Below are 20,587 nucleotides of genomic sequence, written 5' to 3' on the forward strand. Positions count from 1 at the left end.
TCGCCCCTTGGGGTATGGACAAACGATGCACGGGGACGGCCGCAGTCGCGGTTCAAAAAGCTCCGCTGATAGTATAGCCGACTCGATCCGGGCGCGACACCAGCAGTGTGTCCGGATTGGAGCCAACCGAATGATCGCGGGAGAGATGCATCAGGTGGGACGCCGTCGGCAATTGCCAAGAGCGTTGCTTCAACACTTGATGGGGCTGCCTTGGGATGCAGGCAGGCAGGAAAGGACTATCGTCGGTCACAGGCTGGAGTGACCCCAGAAAGGTACCCGGGGTCACCAGTGAGAACCTGACAGAAAAACCCTAATCCGGCGATCCTGAAGGCCAAGCCCGGAACGCTGAGTCGTGCGGGCGGAGGCCCGCATGACACCGACGAAGCTCCTTATTGGCCAGATGCTGGTTGTCGCCGCAATCGTTGTTGCGGGGATCTGGGTCGGCACCCAGTGGGCTGCATCGTCGCTTGCCTATCAGTCGGAACTGGGCACGCCATGGTTCCAGCTAGGTGGCACGCCGGTCTATGCGCCGTGGTCGCTCTTCGCATGGTGGTTCCATTTCGATGCCTATGCCCCGATCGTGTTCGACGAGGCGGGCGGGATCGCGGCCGGTGGCGGTTTGGCGGCTTGCGCGGCGGCGATCGCCGGCTCGGTCTGGCGGGCACGCCAACAGCGCAACGTCACGACCTATGGTTCTGCACGTTGGGCCGGCCTTCGCGACATCCGAGCGGCCGGAATGGATGCGGATCAGGGTGTGTTCCTCGGCCGTATCCCCTCGCGCTATCTTCGTCATGATGGCCCCGAGCATGTCATGGCCTTCGCCCCGACCCGCTCGGGCAAGGGCGTTGGCCTGGTCGTACCGACCCTGCTTGGCTGGACTGGCTCCACGGTAGTCCATGACATCAAGGGCGAGAACTGGACGCTGACTGCGGGATGGCGGTCACGCTTCTCGCACTGCCTGATGTTCAACCCGACCGATGCGCGCTCGGCACGATACAACCCGCTCCTCGAGGTGCGCCGCGGTGCCCACGAGGTTCGCGACGTCCAGAATATCGCCGATATCCTCGTCGATCCCGAAGGCGCGCTCGAGCGGCGTAATCACTGGGAGAAGACAAGCCACTCGCTGCTGGTCGGCGCGATCCTCCACATCCTCTACGCCGAAGAGGAGAAGACGCTCGCGCGCGTCGCGACTTTCCTGTCCGATCCCGAGCGATCGTTCGTGGCCACGCTTCACATTATGATGGCGACCAATCATCTCGGCACCGACGAGATGCCGCTGGTGCACCCGGTCGTTGCCTCCGCTGCGCGCGAGGTGCTCAACAAGTCCGATAACGAGCGCTCGGGCGTGCTTTCGACCGCGATGTCGTTCCTTGGCCTCTACCGCGACCCGACGGTGGCGGCGGTAACGGCAGCTTCCGACTGGCGCGTCGAGGACCTTGTGACCGCCCGCCATCCCGTATCGCTCTACCTCGTCGTGCCGCCCTCGGACATCAGCCGCACCAAGCCGCTTATCCGCCTCGTGCTCAACCAGATCGGCCGGCGCCTGACCGAGCAGCTCCATGCCCACGACGTCCCAGGGCGCCACAAGCTGCTGCTTATGCTCGACGAGTTCCCGGCACTGGGTCGCCTCGATTTCTTCGAGACCAGCCTCGCCTTCCTCGCCGGCTACGGCGTCCGCGCCTTCCTCATCGCGCAAAGCCTGAACCAGATCGAGAAGGCTTATGGGGAGCACAATGCCATCCTCGACAACTGCCATGTCCGTATCGCCTTCGCGACCAACGACGAGCGGACCGCGAAACGGATCTCGGACGCGCTCGGCACCGCGACCGAGCAGCGCGCCATGCGGAACTATGCCGGGCATCGTCTTGCGCTCTGGCTCGCGCACGTCATGGTCAGCCGGCAGGAGACAGCGCGCGCGCTGCTGACGCCCGGAGAGGTCATGCAGCTGCCGCCCGCCGACGAGGTTGTGCTCGTCGCAGGGCATCCGCCGGTGCGGGCGCAAAAGCTGCGGTATTTCGAGGACGCCTCGTTCAAGGCACGGGTGCTGCCGCCGCCCTCGCTTGATAGCAATGGGGCGGCCGACCTGCCGCTACCGCGGGCCCATGACTGGCAAGGCCGTGTTCGCCCGATTGACACGCAGCTCGCGGCGCTCGTGACAGACGGGGAGGCAGAAGCCGGAGGACTCGAGCAGGCCCGGCATCCCTCCAATGACATAACGCCCGTAACGCCTGTCGACCTCGCCTCCGCTGATGTGCTCGGGCTTGGAGAGGACGACAGCGATCCGGCCGCCGACAAACGCGCGATGGACCAGGCCGCCGCGGCCGTTGCCCGACGCGCCTTCGGTGTCGACATGGCAGACAACCGGCCCGGCAATCTCGGACTGGATTTCTGAGATGGCCGAGCGAGTCCGCCACCAGCTGTTCTTGCCCAAGCCGTTAAGCGACCGTCTCGAAGCGCTTGCCGCCGCGCCGGGCGCCACCAAGTCCGCGATCCTCGCCGACGCCGTGACCGCCTGGCTCAACCGGCGTGGTGCCTCCGAGCTCGAGGACCGCTTCGCGCTACGCCTCGACAGGATGAGCAACGCGCTCGGTCGGATGGAACGCGATGGGCAGGTCGTGCTGGAAACCCTTGCCTTGTTCATCCGGTTCGAGCTCGCGATCCAGACGCCACTGGCCGAGAACGATGCCGCAGGCCGCGCGCTTGCACGCGAGCGCTTCGAAGCGTTCGTCACCCAGGTCGGCCGGGCCGTCGCTGCCGGCCGGCGCACGCTGCTCCCGGTGGAGGATCAGTGATGACTGAAAACACCTCTGCCTGCCGCCGGCGAGCGATGCTGCGCACGGCCATGGGGGCCGACATCGCATCCGCGCTCGCCGACCCGCTGGTAATCGAGATCATGGTCAATCCCGATGGGTCGCTTCGCCTCGACCGGCTTGGTGAAGGTCGGATCGATACCGGCGTCGTCATCGATCCGCCGCAGGTGGAACGCATCATCCGGCTTGTCGCAAGCCTTGCGCGTGACGAGGTCCATGCCGGGCAGCCAATCATCTCCGCCGAATTGCCGGCACATCCCGACGGCGGGGCTGGCGAGCGCTTCGAAGGCATATTGTCTCCGGTCTCCACCGGTCCGTGCTTCTCCATCCGCAAGCCTGCCCGGCGGCTCTACACGCTCGACGACTATGTCGCTGACGGGATCATAACCGCGGCAATGGCAAACACGCTTCGGGGCGCGGTAACCCAGCAGTTCAACATTCTCATCGCGGGCGGGACAAGCTCGGGGAAGACGACGCTCGCCAATGCGCTTCTTGCCGAAATGCGCTGTATCGATGCACGCGTCATCCTGATCGAGGACACCCGCGAGCTGCAGAGCCCGGCTCCCGACACGGTGGCGCTCCGCACCCGCCCCGGCATCGTGTCGATGACCGACCTCGTGCGCTCGACGCTGCGCCTCCGACCGGACCGGATCGTCGTTGGCGAAGTTCGCGGTCCCGAGGCGCTCGACATGCTCAAGGCGTGGAACACCGGGCACCCCGGCGGGATCGCGACCGTCCACGCCAACTCGGCGGAAGCAGCGCTCTACCGCGTCGAGCAGCTTGTGCAGGAGGCAGTCGTCACCGTGCCCCGACGCCTTGTTGCGGAAGCCATCGACCTTGTCGTCTTTATCGCCGGACGCGGCGCGGATCGCTCGGTGAACGCGATCGCGCGGGTTGCGGGGATCGATCCCGACACCGGTGCCTACGCGCTTGCCCCCTTCCACCTCCCGCCCAACCAAGGAGACTGACCATGAGGACCATCTACTTTACCACCAAGCCGCGCCTGCTGGCGGGCGCTGTCATCGGCGCCGTCGCGGTCCTTGCCGCGGGTCAGGCCTATGCCTCCGGGACCGGCATGCCCTGGGAGGAACCGCTCCAGCAGGTACTGGAGTCGGTTCAGGGCCCCGTCGCCAAAATCGTCGCGGTGATCATCATTATCGTGACCGGCCTGACATTGGCCTTCGGCGAGTCCGCCGGGGGATTTCGTCGGCTGATCCAGATTGTCTTCGGCCTTTCGATTGCGTTCGCAGCTTCCAGCTTCTTCCTGTCCTTCTTCTCCTTCGGCGGCGGGGCGCTGCTGGCATGATCGGGAACGGCCAGCACCTCGAAGGGTTCGAGGCGCCGCTTCACCTCGCGCTCGTCGAGCCAATCCTGCTCGGTGGAGCGCCGCGCGGACTTGCGATCGTAAATGGCACCGTTGCGGCGGCGCTCGGGCTGGGGCTTCAGCAATGGATCGCAGGCCTGCTGGTCTGGGCACTTGGCCACACCGTTGCGGTGTTCGCGGCGAAGCGCGACCCCGACTTCGCGACCGTGCTCGCGCGCCACCTTCGCCAGCGGGGATATCTCGCATGCTGAACCTTCGCGAATATCGCAGCCGCGCCGACCGGCTGTCAGATCATTTGCCCTGGGCAGCCCTGGTGGCGCCCGGCGTAGTGCTGAACAAGGACGGCAGCTTCCAGCGGACGCTGCGATTTCGCGGCCCCGATCTTGAGTCGGCAACCGAGGCCGAGCTGGTTTCAGTCTGCGCGCGCGCGAACAATGTGCTGAAGCGTTTCGGATCGGGCTGGGCGCTGCATATCGAGGGGGAGCGCCGTGAGGCGGCGGGCTACCCGGAAAGCAGCTTTCCGGAGGGCGCATCCTGGCTCGTCGACGAAGAGCGGCGCGCGTCGTTCGAAACCGCAGGAGCCCACTTCGATAGCCGCTACTACCTCACCCTGACCTTCCTGCCGGCTCCGGATCAGGCAGACACCGCCGGCCGCGCGCTCGTGGAGCGCCACCACGCAGCGCAGGGTCGCGACTGGCGTCAGGCGCTTGCCGCGTTTGTCGCCGAGACCGATCGGGCGCTTGACCTGTTTTCGGGGTTCATGCCCGAGGTCGTTGCACTGGACGACGCCGGGACGCTGGACTTCCTCCACGGCACGATCTCGTCGCGACGCCAGGCCGTGCGCGTACCCGAGACGCCGATGTATCTCGACGGCCTGCTCGCCGACACCCCGCTGACGGGCGGGCTTGAGCCGATGCTCGGGTCGTTGCACCTTCGCACACTCACCATCCTCGGCTTTCCAGGCGTCAGCCGGCCCGGGATCCTCGACACGCTCAACCACCAGGATTTCGGCTATCGCTGGGTCACGCGCTTCATTGCGCTCGACAAGACCGACGCGACAAAGGCTCTGACAAGGTTGCGTCGCCAGTGGTTCAACAAGCGCAAGTCAGTTACGGCGATGCTGCGCGAGGTGATGTACAATCAGCCGGTCCAGCTGCTCGACAGCGATGCCGACAACAAGACCGCGGACGCTGACCTTGCGCTCCAGGAGCTCGGCGGCGATCATGTCGGCTTCGGCTACCTCACCACGACGATCACCGTGACCGACGAAGTTCGCGGCCGCGTCGAGGACAAGGTTCGCGCGGTGGAGCGGATCGTCAACGGGCTCGGCTTCACCTGCATCCGGGAAAGTCTGAACGCGGTAGAGGCCTGGCTCTCGAGCCTGCCCGGGCAGGTCTATGCCAATGTCCGGCAACCGCTGGTCCACACCCTCAATCTCGCGCATCTGATGCCGCTCTCGAGCGTGTGGGCAGGACCCGCGCGCAACCGGCACCTCGATGGCCCTCCGCTGCTTTATGCCGAAACCAGCGGGTCAACGCCGTTCCGGCTGTCGAGCCACGTCGGCGATGTCGGGCACATGATGATCGTCGGGCCAACCGGCGCGGGCAAGTCGGTCCTCCTCGCGCTGATCGCGCTCCAGTTCCGGCGCTATCATGGCAGCCAGCTCTACATCTTCGATATGGGCCGGTCGGCGCGCGCAGCGGTGCTGGCGATGGGCGGGGCGCACCATGGCCTCGGGCTCGGCGGCGATGCCGGAGAAACGATCGCATTCCAGCCCCTGGCCGGGATCGATGACGCCGGCGAGCGTGCCTGGGCCGCCGAGTGGATCGGTGCGCTGCTCGCACACGAAAATGCAATCGTTACGCCCGAGGTGAAGGAGGCTGTCTGGTCGGCGCTGACGAGTCTGGCGAGCGCGCCGATAGCGGAACGGACGCTCACCGGCCTTTCGCTGCTGCTCCAGTCAACGGCGCTTCGCTCCGCGATCGCACCCTATACACTGGAGGGGCCGTTCGGCCGGCTGCTCGACGCCGCCGAGGATGACCTCCGGATGGCGGACGTCCAGTGCTTCGAGACCGAGGCCCTGATGGGCGCCGGCAGCGTGGTCGCGCCGGTACTGACCTATCTCTTCCACCGTCTCGAGGCGCAGTTCACCGGGCGGCCAACGCTGCTCATTCTCGACGAGGCCTGGAAGTTCCTCGACCACCCGTTGTTCGCCGCGCGCATCCGCGAATGGCTGAAGACGCTGCGCAAGAAGAACGTCGCGGTGATCTTCGCGAGCCAGAGTCTCGCTGACATCGCCGACAGCGGCATCGCACCAGCGATTCTGGAGAGCTGCCCGCAGCGCATTCTGCTTCCCAATGCCGCGGCGAGCGAGCCGCAGGGCCGGGCGGCCTATGCCCGGTTCGGGCTGAACGACCGACAGATCGAGCTTGTCAGCCGCGCCACCCCCAAGCGGCATTACTATCTGCAGTCTACGGCCGGCAATCGGCTCTTCGAGCTTGGCTTGGGCCCCGTCGCGCTCGCGCTGTGCGGCGCTTCCGACCCAGGCACGCAGGCGCGCATCGATGCCCTGATCACAGAGCATGGCCCGGCCGATTTCGCCGCCCGATTCCTCGAAGGTGCCGGGCTCGACTGGCCTGCGGCGCTGCTTGCCCGGTTCCTCGATCCCCAAGCGAAGGAGTAGAAAGATGCGTATCCCTACCCGGAAAACTGTGATCGCCGGGGTGTTCGGCCTCGGCGCCGCCGGCTCGCTGGCTATGGGCTTTGCGACTTCGGCGCGCGCCCAGATCACGGTTTTCGATCCGAGCAACTACGGCCAGAACATCCTGACTGCCGCACGCACGCTCCAGCAGGTCAATAATCAGATCCGGTCGCTCCAGAACGAAGCGCAGACGCTGCTCCGGCTGGACCGGAATCTGAAGGGCATCGCCTTTCCGCAGCTTCAGGCGCTGATCGACAGGCTTGACGGCATCGACCGGCTGATGAAGAGGGCGCAGAGCGTCGACTTCGAGATGGACCAGCTCGAGGACAAGCTGCGTACGCTCTATCCGCGCACCTTCGATCAAGCCTCGACACGCGATCAGCGGCTGCAGGCGGCGCGGGCGCGCTACGACGCGAGCACCGATGCCCTGCGCCGCACGATGACCATCCAGAGCGGAATCGTGCAGCAGGCGCGCGAGGATGCCGAGGCGCTGGCGGACATCGCCGCACGGAGCCAGGGCGCGGAAGGCGCGCTCGCCGTCGGCCAGGCCACCAACCAGCTGCTCGCGCTCACCGCCAAGCAGGGAATGGCGCTCCAGCAGATGATGGCCGCGCAGTTTCGTGCCGACGCGCTCGAAAGGCAGCGCCAGCTGACCGAGTCGGAGGCGTCGCGTGCGGCGACGCGGAAGTTCCTCGGCGCCGGCACGGCCTACACGCTCCAGCAATAGCGAGACCGGCCGCGGCGGACCAAGCCCCCTTCCGCCCGCGGTCGCAGCCCGCGGGGCTCGGCCATCCGCTCCCCCTGGCCGGGCCCCGCGGCACCCGAGACGAGGACATACCCGTGAACGACCTCAACGTGATCGACCGGTTCATGGCCGACTTCATACGCTATATCGATAGCGGGTTCGGCCTGCTCGGGGCCGATGTCGGCTTCCTGACATCTGTGCTGATCGGCATCGACATCACGCTCGCCGGGCTGTTCTGGGCGATGGGCGGCGAGGACGACATCATCGGTCGGTTCCTCAAGAAGATTCTCTACATCGGCGTGTTCGCGCTGATCCTGAATCGCTTTGAGGCACTCTCCGACATCATCTTCCGCTCCTTCGCTCAGGCGGGCCTGACCGCCGGCGGGGGAACGCTTGCCGCCGACGACCTGCTGCGTCCGGGCCGCCTCGCGGGCACCGGGTTCGAGGCGGCATGGCCGCTCCTCGACCAGGCAAGCGACCTGCTCGGCTTCACGACCTTCTTCGACAACTTCATGACGATCATGGTGCTCCTTATCGCCTGGGTGATCGTGATCGTCGCCTTCTTCATCCTTGCGGTGCAGATGTTCGTCTGCATTCTCGAGTTCAAGCTGACGACGCTTGCCGGGTTCATCCTCGTGCCGTTCGCCCTGTGGAACCGCACCAGCTTCCTTGCCGAGCGGGTGCTCGGCAACGTGATCTCGTCCGGTATCAAGGTGATGGTGCTCGCCGTCATCGTCGGCATCGGCTCGGGTTTCTTCAGCGAGTTCGCCTCCGCCCTGCAGGGCAAGGAGCCAGACATAGGCCAGGCCATGAGCCTCGTGCTCGCAAGCCTCGCATTGTTCGGCCTCGGCATTTTCGGGCCCGGCGTGGCCTCCGGACTCGTGTCGGGCGCGCCGCAGCTCGGCGCCGGCTCGGCGGTCGCGACCACGGCACTGGCGGCAGGCGGCTTCGCGGTGGCTGGCGGCGCCGGCGTCGCCGCGGCCAAGGGCCTTGCCGGTGCGGACCTCGGCGCGATCCGCGCAGGCACCTCGATTGGGTCGGCGGCATCGACCGCGTACAAGCTTGGTCGGGAGACTTCCGGCTCGAAGTCGGTCGCTGCCGGCATGAGCGGTGTCTCGACTGCGGCTCGCGGTGCGATTGCCCAGCGCATCGATGGCGGGTTGCGCGCGGCCGCCGCCGACGGCCGGCGCGGGGCCTGGAACGCCGCTGCGACAGGCGCGCAGGCGGGCCCCGGGGAAGCAGCGATCCCTGCGTCTGACGCCATGCCGGGCTGGGCGCGCCAACTCCAGAATTCGCAATCCCGTCGTCAGCATCGCCAGGCGGCGATCCACGCCCTCCAGGGCTCGGATCGCGGCGGTGGTGGCGCAAACCCCGACATCAAGGAGAAGGACTGATGCGCTTCAGACGTGCCATCCAGCGCTACGGGCTGACCGACGAACCACAGACCCCGTACCAACGGGCCGGCCAGCTGTGGGACGAGCGGATCGGCTCCGCCCGGGCCCAGGCCAGCAACTGGCGCCTGATGGCGTTCGGCGGGCTGGTGCTGACCACCGGCCTGTCGGGCGTGCTGGTCTGGCAGTCGATGCAGAGTCGCGTGGTGCCCTACGTCGTGGAGGTGGACAGCCTCGGCCAGGCGCAAGCGATCTCGGCTGTCGACAGCGAGTACCGGCCGACCGACCCCCAGATCGTCTGGTTCCTGACGCGGATGATCACCAATGTCCGGGGTCGTTCGCTAGACCCGGTGCTGATGCGCGAGAACTGGCTGCAGGCCTATGACTTTGCCTCGAAGCGCGGCGCGATCTTCCTCGGTGAATATGCCCGCTCGTCCGACCCCTTCGCCGATGTCGGTGAGAGGACGGTCTCGGTCCAGGTGACCAGCGTGGTTCGCGCATCGGCCACGAGCTTCCAGGTGAAATGGTCCGAGCGCGCCTATGAGCGCCGCAGCCTCACCAGCACATCGCGCTGGACTGCGATCGTCACCGTCGTGCTCAGGCCGCCGCGGGATGCCGACACGCTGCGCAGGAACCCGCTCGGCCTTTATGTCGATGCGATCGACTGGAGCCGGGAGCTCGAGACTCCCGCGGAGCAGCCGCCGAGTGCGGCATCCGGACCGATCCCCAACCCGCCTGCGACCGTGCCAAGCGGATCGCCGCTCGATCCGACCCTCGGCCAGCCCTCCCAGATCCAACCGGAGATACGCCCATGAAACGCATATTGCTTGCAGCGAGCGCGCTCGCTGCGGTGCCCGCCTTTGCGCAGACGTCGCCGCCGCCGCAGGGAAAGCCCGCGGTCGCGACCACCAGCCCCATGCCGCCCGCCGCAAGTCCCGTTCCTGTCGTCCGGTCGAAACCGCCGGCGGGGGCGCGCTACCGTCGAAAGCCATCTGCGGCAGAAACCCGGGTTCGCGCAGCGAATGCGAGGGCGACTCAGGAGCCGGCGACCCCGGCCTTTGTCAACGCCGTGCAGGTCTATTCCTATGGTGACGGCGTCCTGTACCGGCTGTTCGCCGCTCCCGAGCGGATTACCGATATCGCATTGCAGCCCGGCGAGGCGATCGTCTCGGTGGCGGCGGGCGACACGGCGCGCTGGACGGTCGGCGACACGACGAGTGGCGCCGGTGAAAGCAAGCGCGTCCATATTCTCGTCAAGCCGTTCGCGTCCGGTCTCTCGACCAACCTCGTCATCACGACCGACCGGCGCGCCTACCATCTGCAGCTCACGAGCACCTCGGACACAGCCATGACCGCGCTGTCCTGGACCTATCCGCAGGACGAACTGATCGCGATCCGCCGCCAGCAGACATCGATCGAGGCCGCCCGGCCGGTCGCGGCGGGCCTCACTGTCGAGCAGCTCAACTTCGGCTATGCCGTGACGGGCGACCGGCCGGCGTGGCGCCCGCTACGCGCCTTCGACGACGGTCGGCAGACCTTTATCGAGTTTCCGGCGGGCATCGGCGTCGGCGAGGCACCGCCGCTGTTCGTCATCGGCGAGCAGGGCGATGCGCAGCTTGTCAATTACCGCATGTCGGGGCGCTTCTACGTGATCGACCGACTGTTCGACACTGCCGAGCTTCGCCTGGGAGCGAAGAAGCAGGCCGTGGTGCGGATCGATCGAATTGGCACTGATGGGCGCCGGCGCCAGCGGAGGGTATCGTGAGCGAGGCCCTTCCCGTCGAGGCTGCTTCGCCCAAGGTCGACCCGGAGACGCTCGTGCTGCGCGGCCGCCCCGCCCGGGTCATCCGATTCCGTCGCGGCGCGGTCATTGCCATCGCGGCGCTGGGGTCAACCGCGATTGTCGGCGTGACCTGGGTCGCGCTCAAACCGGCGGCGTTCCGGATCGTCGCTGGCGCCGACGACCAGAAGGACGTGGCCAGCCGCGCACCAGACGACGCGCTCGCCGGGGCGCCGAAAAGCTATGGCGACGTGCCCAGGCTCGGGCCGCCGCTGCCCGGCGATCTCGGGCGACCGATCCTTCGCCGACAGGAAGCGCTTGGGGAATGGCCGCCTGCTGGCTCGTCAGACCAGCGCGCACAGGCCGCCGAAGCAGAGCGACAGCGCCTCGCGGCCGAACGCAAGGCAGCCCGCGAGTCGGGCGTTATGATGCAGCTTGGCGCCTCCGACCGAGCCACCGCCACCCCGCCAGACACCGGGCTGCCGAGCACCAGCGCAGGGCAGGAAGCGCAACCAGTGAAGCTAGCGCTTAATGCAGCACAGGATCCCGGCAACCAGCACAGGAAGGTCGACTTCCTGGCCGGCAACGACGAGTCCGGTGACGTCAATCCGCACACTCTGATAGCGCCGATCTCACCATACATGCTCAGCGCCGGCAGCGTCATCGCCGCCAGCCTGATCACCGGCCTCAACTCGGACCTGCCCGGTCTCGTCACTGCCCAGGTGACCGAGAACGCCTATGATACCGCGACGGGCCGTACCTTGCTGATCCCGCAGGGTGCGCGCCTGATCGGCAGCTACGACAGCGTGATAGCTTACGGCCAAAGCCGGGCGCTGGTGGTCTGGCAGCGGATTGTCTTTCCCGACGGCAGCTCGATCCGGATCGACAATGTGCCTGCGACCGACCTGGCGGGCTATGCGGGCCTTGCCGACAAGGTCGACGCGCACACGTGGCAGTTGCTGAAGGGCGTCGGGCTGGCGACGCTGCTCGGTGTCGGCACCGAGCTGAGCCTCGGCGACAGCGAAAGCGACCTTGTGCGCGCGATCCGCGGGTCGGCCCAGCAAGGCACGTCGCGTGCCGGCGACCAGATCGTCATGAAGAACCTCAACGTCCAGCCGACCATCAAGGTGCGGCCCGGCTGGCCTCTCCGGGTCGTGGTGCACAAGGACATCGTCCTCGCGCCTTGGCCCGGGCAGGAGCAATAGCATGCCCGATATCAAGCTGGCACAGCTGCCGGACCGCACGCCGGTCAAGCTCGGCATCTCGGTGATGCCGGACCTGCACCAGGCGCTCAACGACTACGCCGCGCTCTATGCCCAGGCCTATGGCCGCGAGGAAACGGTCGCGGATCTCATCCCGGCGATGCTCACGGCCTTCCTCGAGAGCGATCGTGCCTTCAGCAAGGGGAGGTCGAAATGAGCGCCAGCGCACCTTCGAACGGACACGACGCGATGGAGCCTATCGCGGTACGGATATCCACTGCGGTTCAGCTGACCGGCATCTGCCGATCCACAATCTACGAGCTGATCGGCGACGGGACCATCGAAACTGTGAAAATCGGCCGGTCGACGTTCATCCTCTATCCGAGCCTCAAGCGACTGTTCGAGCGAAGCTGACGATAAGGCCGGGGCCGGGGCTGGCACCCGTCCTGCACGCCGGCACAACGGCGCTCCACCTTCGCACACGACGGCTTGCTCCCCACAGCTGCCACTCACATAGACGCGCCGTTTCGCTGGTAATGGGCTCGTCTGCCTCTTTGGTCCTGAGGCGCTTCCCGAGCACGATGTCTGAGGGCAAAACCTGTTCGGCGGACTTGTGCAAAATAGGGTGTCCGGAAAGTGAGGGCAGGGGAAATGCGCCGGAAATCGTCTTTGCCTGAGCACACACATCGCTCAGGAGCCATTCATTGCCGAAGTTGTCGCCGCATGCCCGTTTTTCCGGCCGTCACGTTGCCGATAACGACCCCGAAGGCGCGCCGCGAGGGAAGCGCGGTCCGAAGCCGCGTCCGATCGTTGAATTTCCCGAACCGCTTTTTGACAACGCTGTCGACCCGACGTCGTTCTCGGAGGCATTTGCGTTTCAGCTCGAGCGACACGGCGACAGCTGCTGGCATCTCCATCGCGCTTTGATGCACCCGGACGAAACGTTCGACCGCAAGACATTTAAGCATTGGGCTGCCGGTACGAAGCGGCCCAATACGATCGTGTCGTTCGAGATGCTCGCTCGCGTTGAGCGCCGGTATCGCCTGCCTGGTGGCTACTTTCGCGATAAGCTGGAACGCTCTGGTCGGGCGCCGAGGCGAAGCGGACACCTTGTCGGCTCTCCATCCGAACACCGCCGTCTGGCCTGGCATCTGCCGGACGATTTCGAGGATCGGCCGGCTGCCGAGCGGGAGGATATTCTTAACTGGGTGCGGACCGTGATTATATCCGGATCGACCGATTACCGGCGCTACCATGCCGAAGCGATAAAGGTTCGCTACTCGCTTCGCTTTCCCGTCCTTACGGCATTTGGCACCAAGGCCCTGCCGCAGAACGATCCTGCAGTCGGGCCGCACCCGGACGAAACGCTGCTCGCGCCACTGGCGCTGGTCCGCGAACTTGGCGAGCTTGTCGAATTCAAGACCGCGACGCTGGCTCGCATCGGTTTGAAGCGAAGCGGTGTCTGGAACGAGGAAACCGTTTCTCAGAAGATCGAGCATCTCGGCCTGATGTTCGGTGCGCTTGTGGCGGACCCGGATTCGCCTGTGAGCGGGTTGGGCGTTCCCCGTGACGACTTGTGTATGGCTTTGCTCGCTATTCCCGCCGTCTGGGACTGGTACCTTCACTGGCGGGAAGCCCGGCGGGGTTTCTACACCGCGTGGGAGGTGAACATGCTGGAGTTAAGCACGGCGCTGACGCGGCGCCAGACGGGCTGGCTGCGGCAGAACCCGCAATTCGCGCTTCGCCTGCAGCCAATTACAGGGTTGGTAGGGATGGCCGATATCGATCGTGCGCGGACCGATTGGGACGGGCTCTGCGATGCCTCGCACGCGCATACGTTGACGCGTACGAAGGAAATCGGCCGCATCGCCCGGGTCCACCGCGATCCGTTCGAGCCGATCCTGCCGATCCTCGAGGACGAGAGTCCGGTCGGCGCCTACCGCAAGATCACCGCCGAGATCATCCGCGAGATGCCCGACGTGGATCGCTATCCCCGTGCCGCCGCCGAGGCGGTGCGAGGCTTTCTTATGTTGCGTCTGGGACTCCACCTTGGCGTCCGGCAGAAGAATTTGCGCCAGTTGCTGGTGGGCGCGCGTGGCACGCCCCATCGCACCGAGCGCCAGCTGGAAGGCCTGCGCAGAGGCGAACTGCACTGGAATGCGCGCGATCAGGGCTGGGAGGTGCTGATCCCCTCGATCGCGTTCAAGAACGCAAACTCTTCCTTTTTCGGAAAGCGCCCGTTCCGACTCTTGCTGCCGGACTTCGACGGGCTGTACGCGCACATCGATGCCTATCTGGCCCGGCACCGGTTATTGCTGCTGAACGGCGCCGCCGACCCGGGCACTTTCTTCGTCAAGACCGTCAAGCGCACCAGCTCCGACGCCTCCTACAACTCGGCGGCTTTCTACGAGGCATGGCGGCTGATGATCCAGCGGTATGGCATCTACAATCCGTTTACCGGCCGCGGCGCAATCAAGGGATTGCTACCACACGGACCGCACAATGTTCGTGACGTGCTGGCCACGCATATTCTTAAACGGACCGGCTCCTATGAGCAGGCCAGCTACGCCATTCAGGATACGCCGGAGATGGTCGCCAAACACTATGGCCGGTTCCTTCCGCAGGACAAGGCGGCGCTAGCCGCCCGTATCCTCAATCAGGTCTGGGAGAACTGACAAGCGGAGCGTATTGGTGATTTGCCGACCTGGTATTCCACGGTACCGCCAAAGAGCGATCATCGCGGCCGTGCGCCGCGTCGGCCGAAGTCGACTGTGACCACGTTGGCGTCATCGGCAGACTTGCCGACGCCGTCGCCGCGGCGAAGCTGGTCGAGGTAGTCGGACCAGTGCTGCATCATCCGGACGCGCTCGTCCCAATACTGACCGCGTGCGTAAGCGCGTCGCACGCCATTGTTTTCCATGTGTGCGAGCTGTCGCTCGATCGCGTCGGGGTTCCACAGTCCCATCTCGTTGAGCAGAGTGGCCGCCATCGCCCGGAAGCCGTGCGCGGTCATCTCGTCACCGCTATACCCCATCCGGCGGAGCGCAAATGTCACGGTGTTCTCGGACATCGGACGCTTCCACGTGTGCATTGCTGGAAAGACGTAGGGACTGTGCCCGGTCAGAGGGCGGACCTGATCGAGCAAATCGAGCACTTGGCGTGACAGCGGCACCTGATGCGGCCAGCGCATCTTCATCTTCGCGGCCGGGATCGACCAGACAGCTCTTTCGAGGTCGACCTCACTCCACTCGGCCCTTCGCAATTCCCCCGGGCGCACAAAGACGTGGGGAGTCATCCGCAAGGCGAAACTGGTGATGGCATGGCAAGAGCAATCGTCGATAGCACGCAGCAGCACTCCGACTTCCCTGGGTCGGGTGATCGCGGCGTGGTGTTTCGTCTTCGGCACGATGATGGCACCGCGCAGGTCCCGCGCCACATCATGTTTCGCTCGGCCGGTGGCGATTCCATAGCGAAAGACCCTACTGATCACGCTGCGCATCCGGCGGGCGCTCTCATACCGTCCCGTGGCCTCGACCTTGCGCAGCACCGCCAGGACCTCCTGCACCTCGATCTCGTGGATCGGCAGATCGCCAAGGAACGGATAGACCATCTCGAGCAGCCAGCGTACCTTGCGGAGCGTCACCTCGGCGCGCTCCTCGCGGGTGATCTTGACGAACCATTCCTCCGCCACGCCCTTGAAGGTCACGTTGGCGTCGATTTGCGCTCGAAGCTTTCGGCGCTTCTTTTCCACCATCGGGTCGATGCCGTCGGCGACCATCTTGCGCGCGGCATCGCGCTTGTCGCGTGCATCGGCGAGGCTGACCTCGGGCCAGACCCCAAGGGCTAACCTCTTGTCCTTGCCGAGGAACCGATAGCTGAGCCGCCAGTATTTTGCGCCGTTCGGCATGACCAGGAGGAACAGCGACCGCTCGTCAAAGAGCTTGTAGGGCTTCGTTCGAGGCTTGGCGTTCCGGATCGCGAGTGCGGTAAGACCCATGGGGTATCTCCATCCAAAAACGGGTGGATTGGGAGCCGAAATATACCCACAAAAGCGGGGGTATATGGGCAAACCCACCCGAACCGTGTCGGACAAGATATTTCAAAAAAGCCTTGGGCCCCAGCCACTTACGCGACGCTGATGGACGTCGATGGACTGGAAAAATGGTGCCCAGAAGAGGACTCGAACCTCCACGCCCTTGCGAGCGCCAGCACCTGAAGCTGGTGCGTCTACCAATTCCGCCATCTGGGCACGGGGTAGGGGGCGGGCTTTAGGGTCGGGGTCGGTGGGTTGTCAACTGCCCATCGCCGATGGTCGCTCCTCGCTTGCCGTTTGGCGCTCGGCGGGGCATTTGGCGGGTTCGAGTGCGGCAGGCACGCGCAGTGCGAACGAGAAGGTGTGGGCGATGAAGGACAAGCTGGTAACGCTGGTCGGCGGCGGCGGATTTTTGGGGCGCTATGTCGCCCAGGAACTGCTGGCGGCGGGCGCGCGCGTCCGGATTGCGCAGCGCGATCCGCGCAGCGCCTTTTTCCTGCGGCCATTGGGCGGGCTGGGGCAGACCCAATTTGTCGCCGCCGACATCGCCAAGCCCGACAGCATCGCGCGGGCGGTTGCCGGCTCGGGTGCGGTGGTGAACCTGGTGGGGACCTTCACCGATTATCGCCGCGTCAATGTCGATGGCGCGCGGACGATCGCCGAGGCCGCGGCGGGGGCGGGGGCGGGGGCGTTCGTCCAGATCTCGGCGATCGGCGCCGATGCGCAGTCGCCCTCGCTATACGGCCGCACCAAGGCCGAGGGCGAGCAGGCGGTGCTGGCGGCGTTTCCGCGCGCGACGATCCTTCGCCCCTCGGTGGTGTTCGGCCGGGAGGACCAGTTCATCAACCGCTTCGCCGGGATGATCGCCAGCCTGCCCGTGGTGCCGGTGCTCAAGGGCGATGCCAAGTTCCAGCCGGTCTATGTCGGCGACGTCGCCAAGGCGGTGACCGCGGCGCTGTCCGATCCCGGCGCGCATGGCGGGCAAACCTACGAGCTCGGCGGCCCCGATGTGCTGACGATGGCCGAACTGCATCGCTGGATCGGCGAGCAGATCGGCCGCACCCCGCCGATGCCCGCGCTCCCCGATGCGGTGGGATCGATGATGGCGAGCCTCGGCTTCCTGCCCGGCGCGCCGATCACCAAGGACCAGTGGCTGATGCTCCAGCGAGACAATGTCGTCGCGCAGGGCGCGCATGGGCTTGCCGCGCTGGGCGTCACCGCGACGCCGATCGGCGCGGTGGCGCTCGGCTGGCTGGTACAGTATCGGCGCAACGGACGGTTCGGCGGCAAGATCGCCGCCTGAACTCCACTAAAGCCTGTGGCCGTCGGGCCGGGCAACCGGCCAGGGGGCTGCGATGCAAGACTTGTTGACGATCATCCTGCTGGGATTGATCGAAGGTTTGACCGAATTCCTGCCGGTGTCGTCGACCGGCCACCTGATCCTCGCAAGCGAATTGCTGGGGTTCACCGAAGAGGGGTCGATCGCGTTCAAGATCGCGATCCAGCTCGGCGCGATCCTGGCGGTGCTCGTCGCCTATTGGCGGCGTTTCTGGACGGTCGGCACCGGTATGCTGCGCGGCGAGGCCGAGCCGTGGCGCTTCGCACGCAACATCCTGCTCGCCTTCGCGCCCGCGGTGGTGGTCGGCGTGGTCGCGTATGAATCGATCCGCGCGGTGATGCAGCAGCCGATCGTCGTCGCGGTCGCGCTGATCGTCGGCGGGATCGCGATCCTGGTGATCGAGCGGATGGTGAAGATCGCCAAATATGAGAGCGTCGAGGCGCTGCCTGCGACCACCGCGGGCGCGATCGGGCTGGTCCAGTGCCTGGCGATGCTGCCGGGCGTCAGCCGGTCGGGGGCGACGATCATGGGATCGCTGCTGATGGGGGTCGAGCGCAAGACCGCCGCCGAGTTCAGCTTCTTCCTCGCGGTGCCGACGATGATCGGCGCGACGGTCTATGCGCTGTACAAGGACCGCGCGCTGCTCAACGCCGACGACCTGCTGGCGATCGCGATCGGCTTCACCGTCGCGTTCATCGTCGCGCTGGCGGTGGTGAAGGCGTTCGTGAAGGTGGTTTCGCGCTTCGGTTTCGCGCCGTTCGCCTGGTATCGAATCGTGGTCGGTGGCGCAGCGCTCATCTGGCTGCTCGCACGATAAGACCACTTCGGCCCGATTGAGCCCATTGGCGAGGGGATCGGCTGGGCAAATCGAACGGCAAACCGATAGTAGGTCAGCATACATGACCTATTGGCATATTCGTGCGTGACAACAGCGGTTCGCGACGGTATAGGCGCCCCTGAAGGCAATCATACAGGAACTGCGCATGGCCACCGGCTCGACGCTGAAGTTCGTCGGCATCGACCAGGCCTATCCGGCCAAGCGTGATGCCGATGCACGCAACAAGGATTTTCAGGAGATCGCCGATCGGTTCGCGGTCCCCAAGGCCGAGGAACAGGCGGGGCGCTGCTCGCAATGCGGTGTGCCCTATTGCTCGGTCCACTGCCCGCTGCACAACCACATCCCCGACTGGCTGCGGCTGACTGCCGAGGGGCGGCTGCGCGAGGCGTATGAGCTGTCGAACGCGACCTCGACGATGCCCGAGATCTGCGGCCGCATCTGCCCGCAGGATCGGCTGTGCGAGGGCAATTGCGTCATCGAATTCTCAGGCCATGGTGCGGTCACGATCGGCTCGGTCGAGAAGTTCATCACCGACACCGCCTGGGAAGAGGGCTGGGTCGAGCCGCTGGTGCCGGGGCCGGCGCGCGGCCAGTCGATCGGGGTGATCGGGGCGGGGCCGGCGGGGCTGTCGGCAGCCGAATATCTGCGCACCTTCGGCTACGAGGTGCATGTCTATGACCGGCACGATCGCGCCGGCGGGCTGCTGACCTATGGCATCCCCAGCTTCAAGCTCGAAAAGCCCGTCGTCATGCGCCGCGTCGAGCGGCTGAAGGCTGGCGGCATCGTGTTCCACGAAGGCTTCGAGGTCGGCCGCGACGCGACGATGGACGAACTGCGCTCGCGCCACGACGCGCTGCTGGTCGCGACCGGGGTGTACAAGGCGCGCGCGATCAAGGCACCGGGGATCGGCAGCGAAGGCGTCGTCGAGGCGCTCGACTATCTGATCGCGTCGAACCGCAAGAGCTTCGGCGACACGGTTCCCGCCTGGGACGGTGGCAGCCTGAACGCGCAGGGCAAGCATGTCGTCGTCATCGGCGGCGGCGATACCGCGATGGATTGCGTGCGCACCGCGATCCGCCAGGGCGCGGCATCGGTGAAGTGCCTCTATCGCCGCGACCGCGCCAACATGCCCGGCAGCCAGCGCGAAGTCGCCAATGCCGAGGAAGAAGGCGCCGAATTCGTCTGGCTCTCGGCCCCCGAAGCCTTCGAGGCCGCGGTCGAGGGCCGCGTCTCGGGCGTCCGCGCGACGCGGATGCGGCTGGGCGCGCCCGATGCCTCGGGCCGGCGGACCCCCGAGCCCGACCCCGGCAACGAGATGGTGCTCCAGGCCGATCTGGTGGTGAAGGCGCTCGGCTTCGATCCCGAGGACCTTCCCGCGATGTTCGGCGCGCCCGAATTGGGCGTCAACCGCTGGGGTACGATCCGCGTCGACAACAAGACGATGATGACCAGCCTCGAGGGCGTGTTCGCCGCGGGCGACATCGTGCGTGGCGCGAGCCTGGTGGTGTGGGCGATCCGCGACGGCCGCGACGTGAGCGACCGGATGCATGCCTGGCTCAAGGCAAAGGCGGCGCGCGAGCGGGTGGCGGCGTGAGGCTGGAGCCCGAAGAGGTTCGCGCGATTAAGGAATGTGCGCGCGATGCTTTTGGCGAAAACGTCGTGGTGCGCCTGTTTGGCAGTCGCGTCCGCGATGACGAGCGCGGCGGCGATATCGACCTGCATGTCGAAGTCGATCCTTTGGACGACCAGTGGCGAGCGCGCGGTGTTTTCGAAGATCGACTTCTTCGCCGAATCGAGCCTCAAAAGGTCGACCTCATCATCAGTGAACGTGGAAGAACGCCCCGCGGCTTCGAGAGGATTGCCTATCGCGACGGTGTCGTCTTGTGACGCCTGAGCAGGAAATCATCTTCGACCTCTTGGAGGCTGCGCGTGCGCTGGTGAAATCTTCCAGCGAAGCTCTCGATCTTCTTGGCTCACCTCCCGCTAGCGCAGACAATTTTGCAGCGATGACGACGATCCAGCGTATCACCACGACTGCGCTGCTGAAGCAGTTCGAGCAACTAGAAGGAACGTTGCATGGTTTGTTCAGGGCGATCCTTCGCGCGCTGGGAGTGCGCTTAAAAGGCCTGTATCCGCTTGATATCGCCAACCGAATGGCCGAACTCGACGTTCTCGACGACCCGCCACGGTGGGTCGCCATTGTGAAGTTGCGCAACAACCTTGCGCATGATTATCCGCCCGAAACTGGCGATAGATACGAACGCTTCCTCGAAGCCTATGCATCGTTTGCGTATATGTTCGATGCGACTCAACGCGTCGAACGCGTTATTCAAGAGCGTCACTTGCTGGACGAAGAGCAATGAGCGGCGTTCCGGCGGCCTTTGCCCAATCATTCGAGCCATACAGATCCCGTTTGCATACCAA

General features: G+C 65.7%; 20 protein-coding genes and 1 tRNA gene. 19 read left to right on the forward strand and 2 right to left on the reverse strand.

What is annotated here, in order from left to right; genetic code table 11:
- Positions 1–370 precede the first annotated feature (370 nt).
- From NMP03_RS15655 to NMP03_RS15720, 14 genes are all read left to right on the forward strand, one after another.
- The gene (locus NMP03_RS15655; protein WP_256506426.1) at positions 371–2,392 is read left to right on the forward strand and encodes a conjugal transfer protein TraG; all 2,022 of its coding nucleotides are present in this window, start codon (positions 371–373) and stop codon (positions 2,390–2,392) included.
- Position 2,393: 1 nt separating this feature from the next.
- Positions 2,394–2,792, forward strand: a complete 399-nt coding sequence (locus NMP03_RS15660) for a CopG family transcriptional regulator (RefSeq protein ID WP_256506427.1) — start codon at positions 2,394–2,396, stop codon at positions 2,790–2,792.
- Positions 2,792–3,778: a P-type conjugative transfer ATPase TrbB gene (gene trbB, locus NMP03_RS15665; protein WP_256506428.1), complete on the forward strand. Its 987-nt coding sequence runs from the start codon at positions 2,792–2,794 to the stop codon at positions 3,776–3,778. The genes NMP03_RS15660 and trbB overlap by 1 nt, the downstream gene beginning before the upstream one ends.
- Before the next feature lie 2 nt (positions 3,779–3,780).
- Positions 3,781–4,116, forward strand: a complete 336-nt coding sequence (locus NMP03_RS15670) for a TrbC/VirB2 family protein (RefSeq protein ID WP_256506429.1) — start codon at positions 3,781–3,783, stop codon at positions 4,114–4,116.
- A complete protein-coding gene (locus tag NMP03_RS15675; RefSeq protein ID WP_256506430.1) occupies positions 4,113–4,385 on the forward strand; it encodes a VirB3 family type IV secretion system protein in 273 nt (90 codons plus the stop codon). Before NMP03_RS15670 ends, NMP03_RS15675 begins: the two co-directional genes overlap by 4 nt.
- Positions 4,379–6,817, forward strand: coding sequence for a conjugal transfer protein TrbE (gene trbE / locus NMP03_RS15680; RefSeq protein WP_256506431.1), 2,439 nt, complete (start codon positions 4,379–4,381; stop codon positions 6,815–6,817). The genes NMP03_RS15675 and trbE overlap by 7 nt, the downstream gene beginning before the upstream one ends.
- A gap of 4 nt (positions 6,818–6,821) precedes the next feature.
- Positions 6,822–7,562 (forward strand): P-type conjugative transfer protein TrbJ, encoded by a 741-nt coding sequence (gene trbJ / locus NMP03_RS15685; protein WP_256506432.1) that lies wholly within the window; start codon positions 6,822–6,824, stop codon positions 7,560–7,562.
- Between the two features lie 113 nt (positions 7,563–7,675).
- A complete protein-coding gene (trbL, locus tag NMP03_RS15690) occupies positions 7,676–8,974 on the forward strand; it encodes a P-type conjugative transfer protein TrbL (RefSeq protein WP_256506433.1) in 1,299 nt (432 codons plus the stop codon).
- Positions 8,974–9,786, forward strand: coding sequence for a conjugal transfer protein TrbF (trbF, locus tag NMP03_RS15695; RefSeq protein ID WP_256506434.1), 813 nt, complete (start codon positions 8,974–8,976; stop codon positions 9,784–9,786). The genes trbL and trbF overlap by 1 nt, the downstream gene beginning before the upstream one ends.
- Positions 9,783–10,736 (forward strand): P-type conjugative transfer protein TrbG, encoded by a 954-nt coding sequence (gene trbG / locus NMP03_RS15700; RefSeq protein WP_256506435.1) that lies wholly within the window; start codon positions 9,783–9,785, stop codon positions 10,734–10,736. Before trbF ends, trbG begins: the two co-directional genes overlap by 4 nt.
- Positions 10,733–11,956 (forward strand): TrbI/VirB10 family protein, encoded by a 1,224-nt coding sequence (locus NMP03_RS15705; RefSeq protein ID WP_256506436.1) that lies wholly within the window; start codon positions 10,733–10,735, stop codon positions 11,954–11,956. Before trbG ends, NMP03_RS15705 begins: the two co-directional genes overlap by 4 nt.
- Position 11,957: 1 nt before the next feature.
- Positions 11,958–12,170: a DUF2274 domain-containing protein gene (locus NMP03_RS15710; RefSeq protein ID WP_256506437.1), complete on the forward strand. Its 213-nt coding sequence runs from the start codon at positions 11,958–11,960 to the stop codon at positions 12,168–12,170.
- Complete coding sequence (locus tag NMP03_RS15715; RefSeq protein ID WP_256506438.1) at positions 12,167–12,367, forward strand: helix-turn-helix domain-containing protein; 201 nt, start codon at positions 12,167–12,169, stop codon at positions 12,365–12,367. The genes NMP03_RS15710 and NMP03_RS15715 overlap by 4 nt, the downstream gene beginning before the upstream one ends.
- A 290-nt stretch (positions 12,368–12,657) precedes the next feature.
- Positions 12,658–14,628 carry a hypothetical protein gene (locus NMP03_RS15720; RefSeq protein WP_256506439.1) on the forward strand — a complete coding sequence of 657 codons (1,971 nt, stop codon included), beginning with the start codon at positions 12,658–12,660 and terminating at the stop codon, positions 14,626–14,628.
- A gap of 59 nt (positions 14,629–14,687) precedes the next feature.
- Here the strand turns inward: NMP03_RS15720 and NMP03_RS15725 are convergent, their stop codons facing one another.
- Together NMP03_RS15725 and NMP03_RS15730 are read right to left on the reverse strand one after the other, a co-directional pair.
- Positions 14,688–15,950, reverse strand: a complete 1,263-nt coding sequence (locus NMP03_RS15725) for a tyrosine-type recombinase/integrase (RefSeq protein ID WP_256506440.1) — start codon at positions 15,948–15,950, stop codon at positions 14,688–14,690.
- 165 nt (positions 15,951–16,115) lie between these two features.
- A tRNA-Leu gene (locus NMP03_RS15730) sits at positions 16,116–16,202 on the reverse strand.
- A gap of 154 nt (positions 16,203–16,356) precedes the next feature.
- On the opposite strand from NMP03_RS15730, the gene NMP03_RS15735 reads away from it, so the two are divergent.
- The 5 genes from NMP03_RS15735 to NMP03_RS15755 all read left to right on the forward strand — a co-directional run bounded on the left by NMP03_RS15735 (position 16,357) and on the right by NMP03_RS15755 (position 20,526).
- Positions 16,357–17,289, forward strand: coding sequence for a complex I NDUFA9 subunit family protein (locus NMP03_RS15735; protein WP_256506441.1), 933 nt, complete (start codon positions 16,357–16,359; stop codon positions 17,287–17,289).
- A gap of 52 nt (positions 17,290–17,341) precedes the next feature.
- Complete coding sequence (locus NMP03_RS15740; protein WP_256506442.1) at positions 17,342–18,142, forward strand: undecaprenyl-diphosphate phosphatase; 801 nt, start codon at positions 17,342–17,344, stop codon at positions 18,140–18,142.
- Positions 18,143–18,308: 166 nt separating this feature from the next.
- Positions 18,309–19,757 (forward strand): NAD(P)-dependent oxidoreductase, encoded by a 1,449-nt coding sequence (locus NMP03_RS15745; RefSeq protein WP_256506443.1) that lies wholly within the window; start codon positions 18,309–18,311, stop codon positions 19,755–19,757.
- Entirely contained in the window at positions 19,754–20,050 is a 297-nt protein-coding gene (locus tag NMP03_RS15750) for a nucleotidyltransferase domain-containing protein (RefSeq protein WP_256506444.1), read from the forward strand. Before NMP03_RS15745 ends, NMP03_RS15750 begins: the two co-directional genes overlap by 4 nt.
- Complete coding sequence (locus tag NMP03_RS15755) at positions 20,047–20,526, forward strand: hypothetical protein (RefSeq protein ID WP_256506445.1); 480 nt, start codon at positions 20,047–20,049, stop codon at positions 20,524–20,526. The genes NMP03_RS15750 and NMP03_RS15755 overlap by 4 nt, the downstream gene beginning before the upstream one ends.
- The last annotated feature ends 61 nt before the right edge of the window (positions 20,527–20,587 follow it).

This window comes from Sphingomonas qomolangmaensis, from assembly GCF_024496245.1.
Taxonomy (GTDB): Bacteria; Pseudomonadota; Alphaproteobacteria; order Sphingomonadales; family Sphingomonadaceae; genus Sphingomonas; species Sphingomonas qomolangmaensis.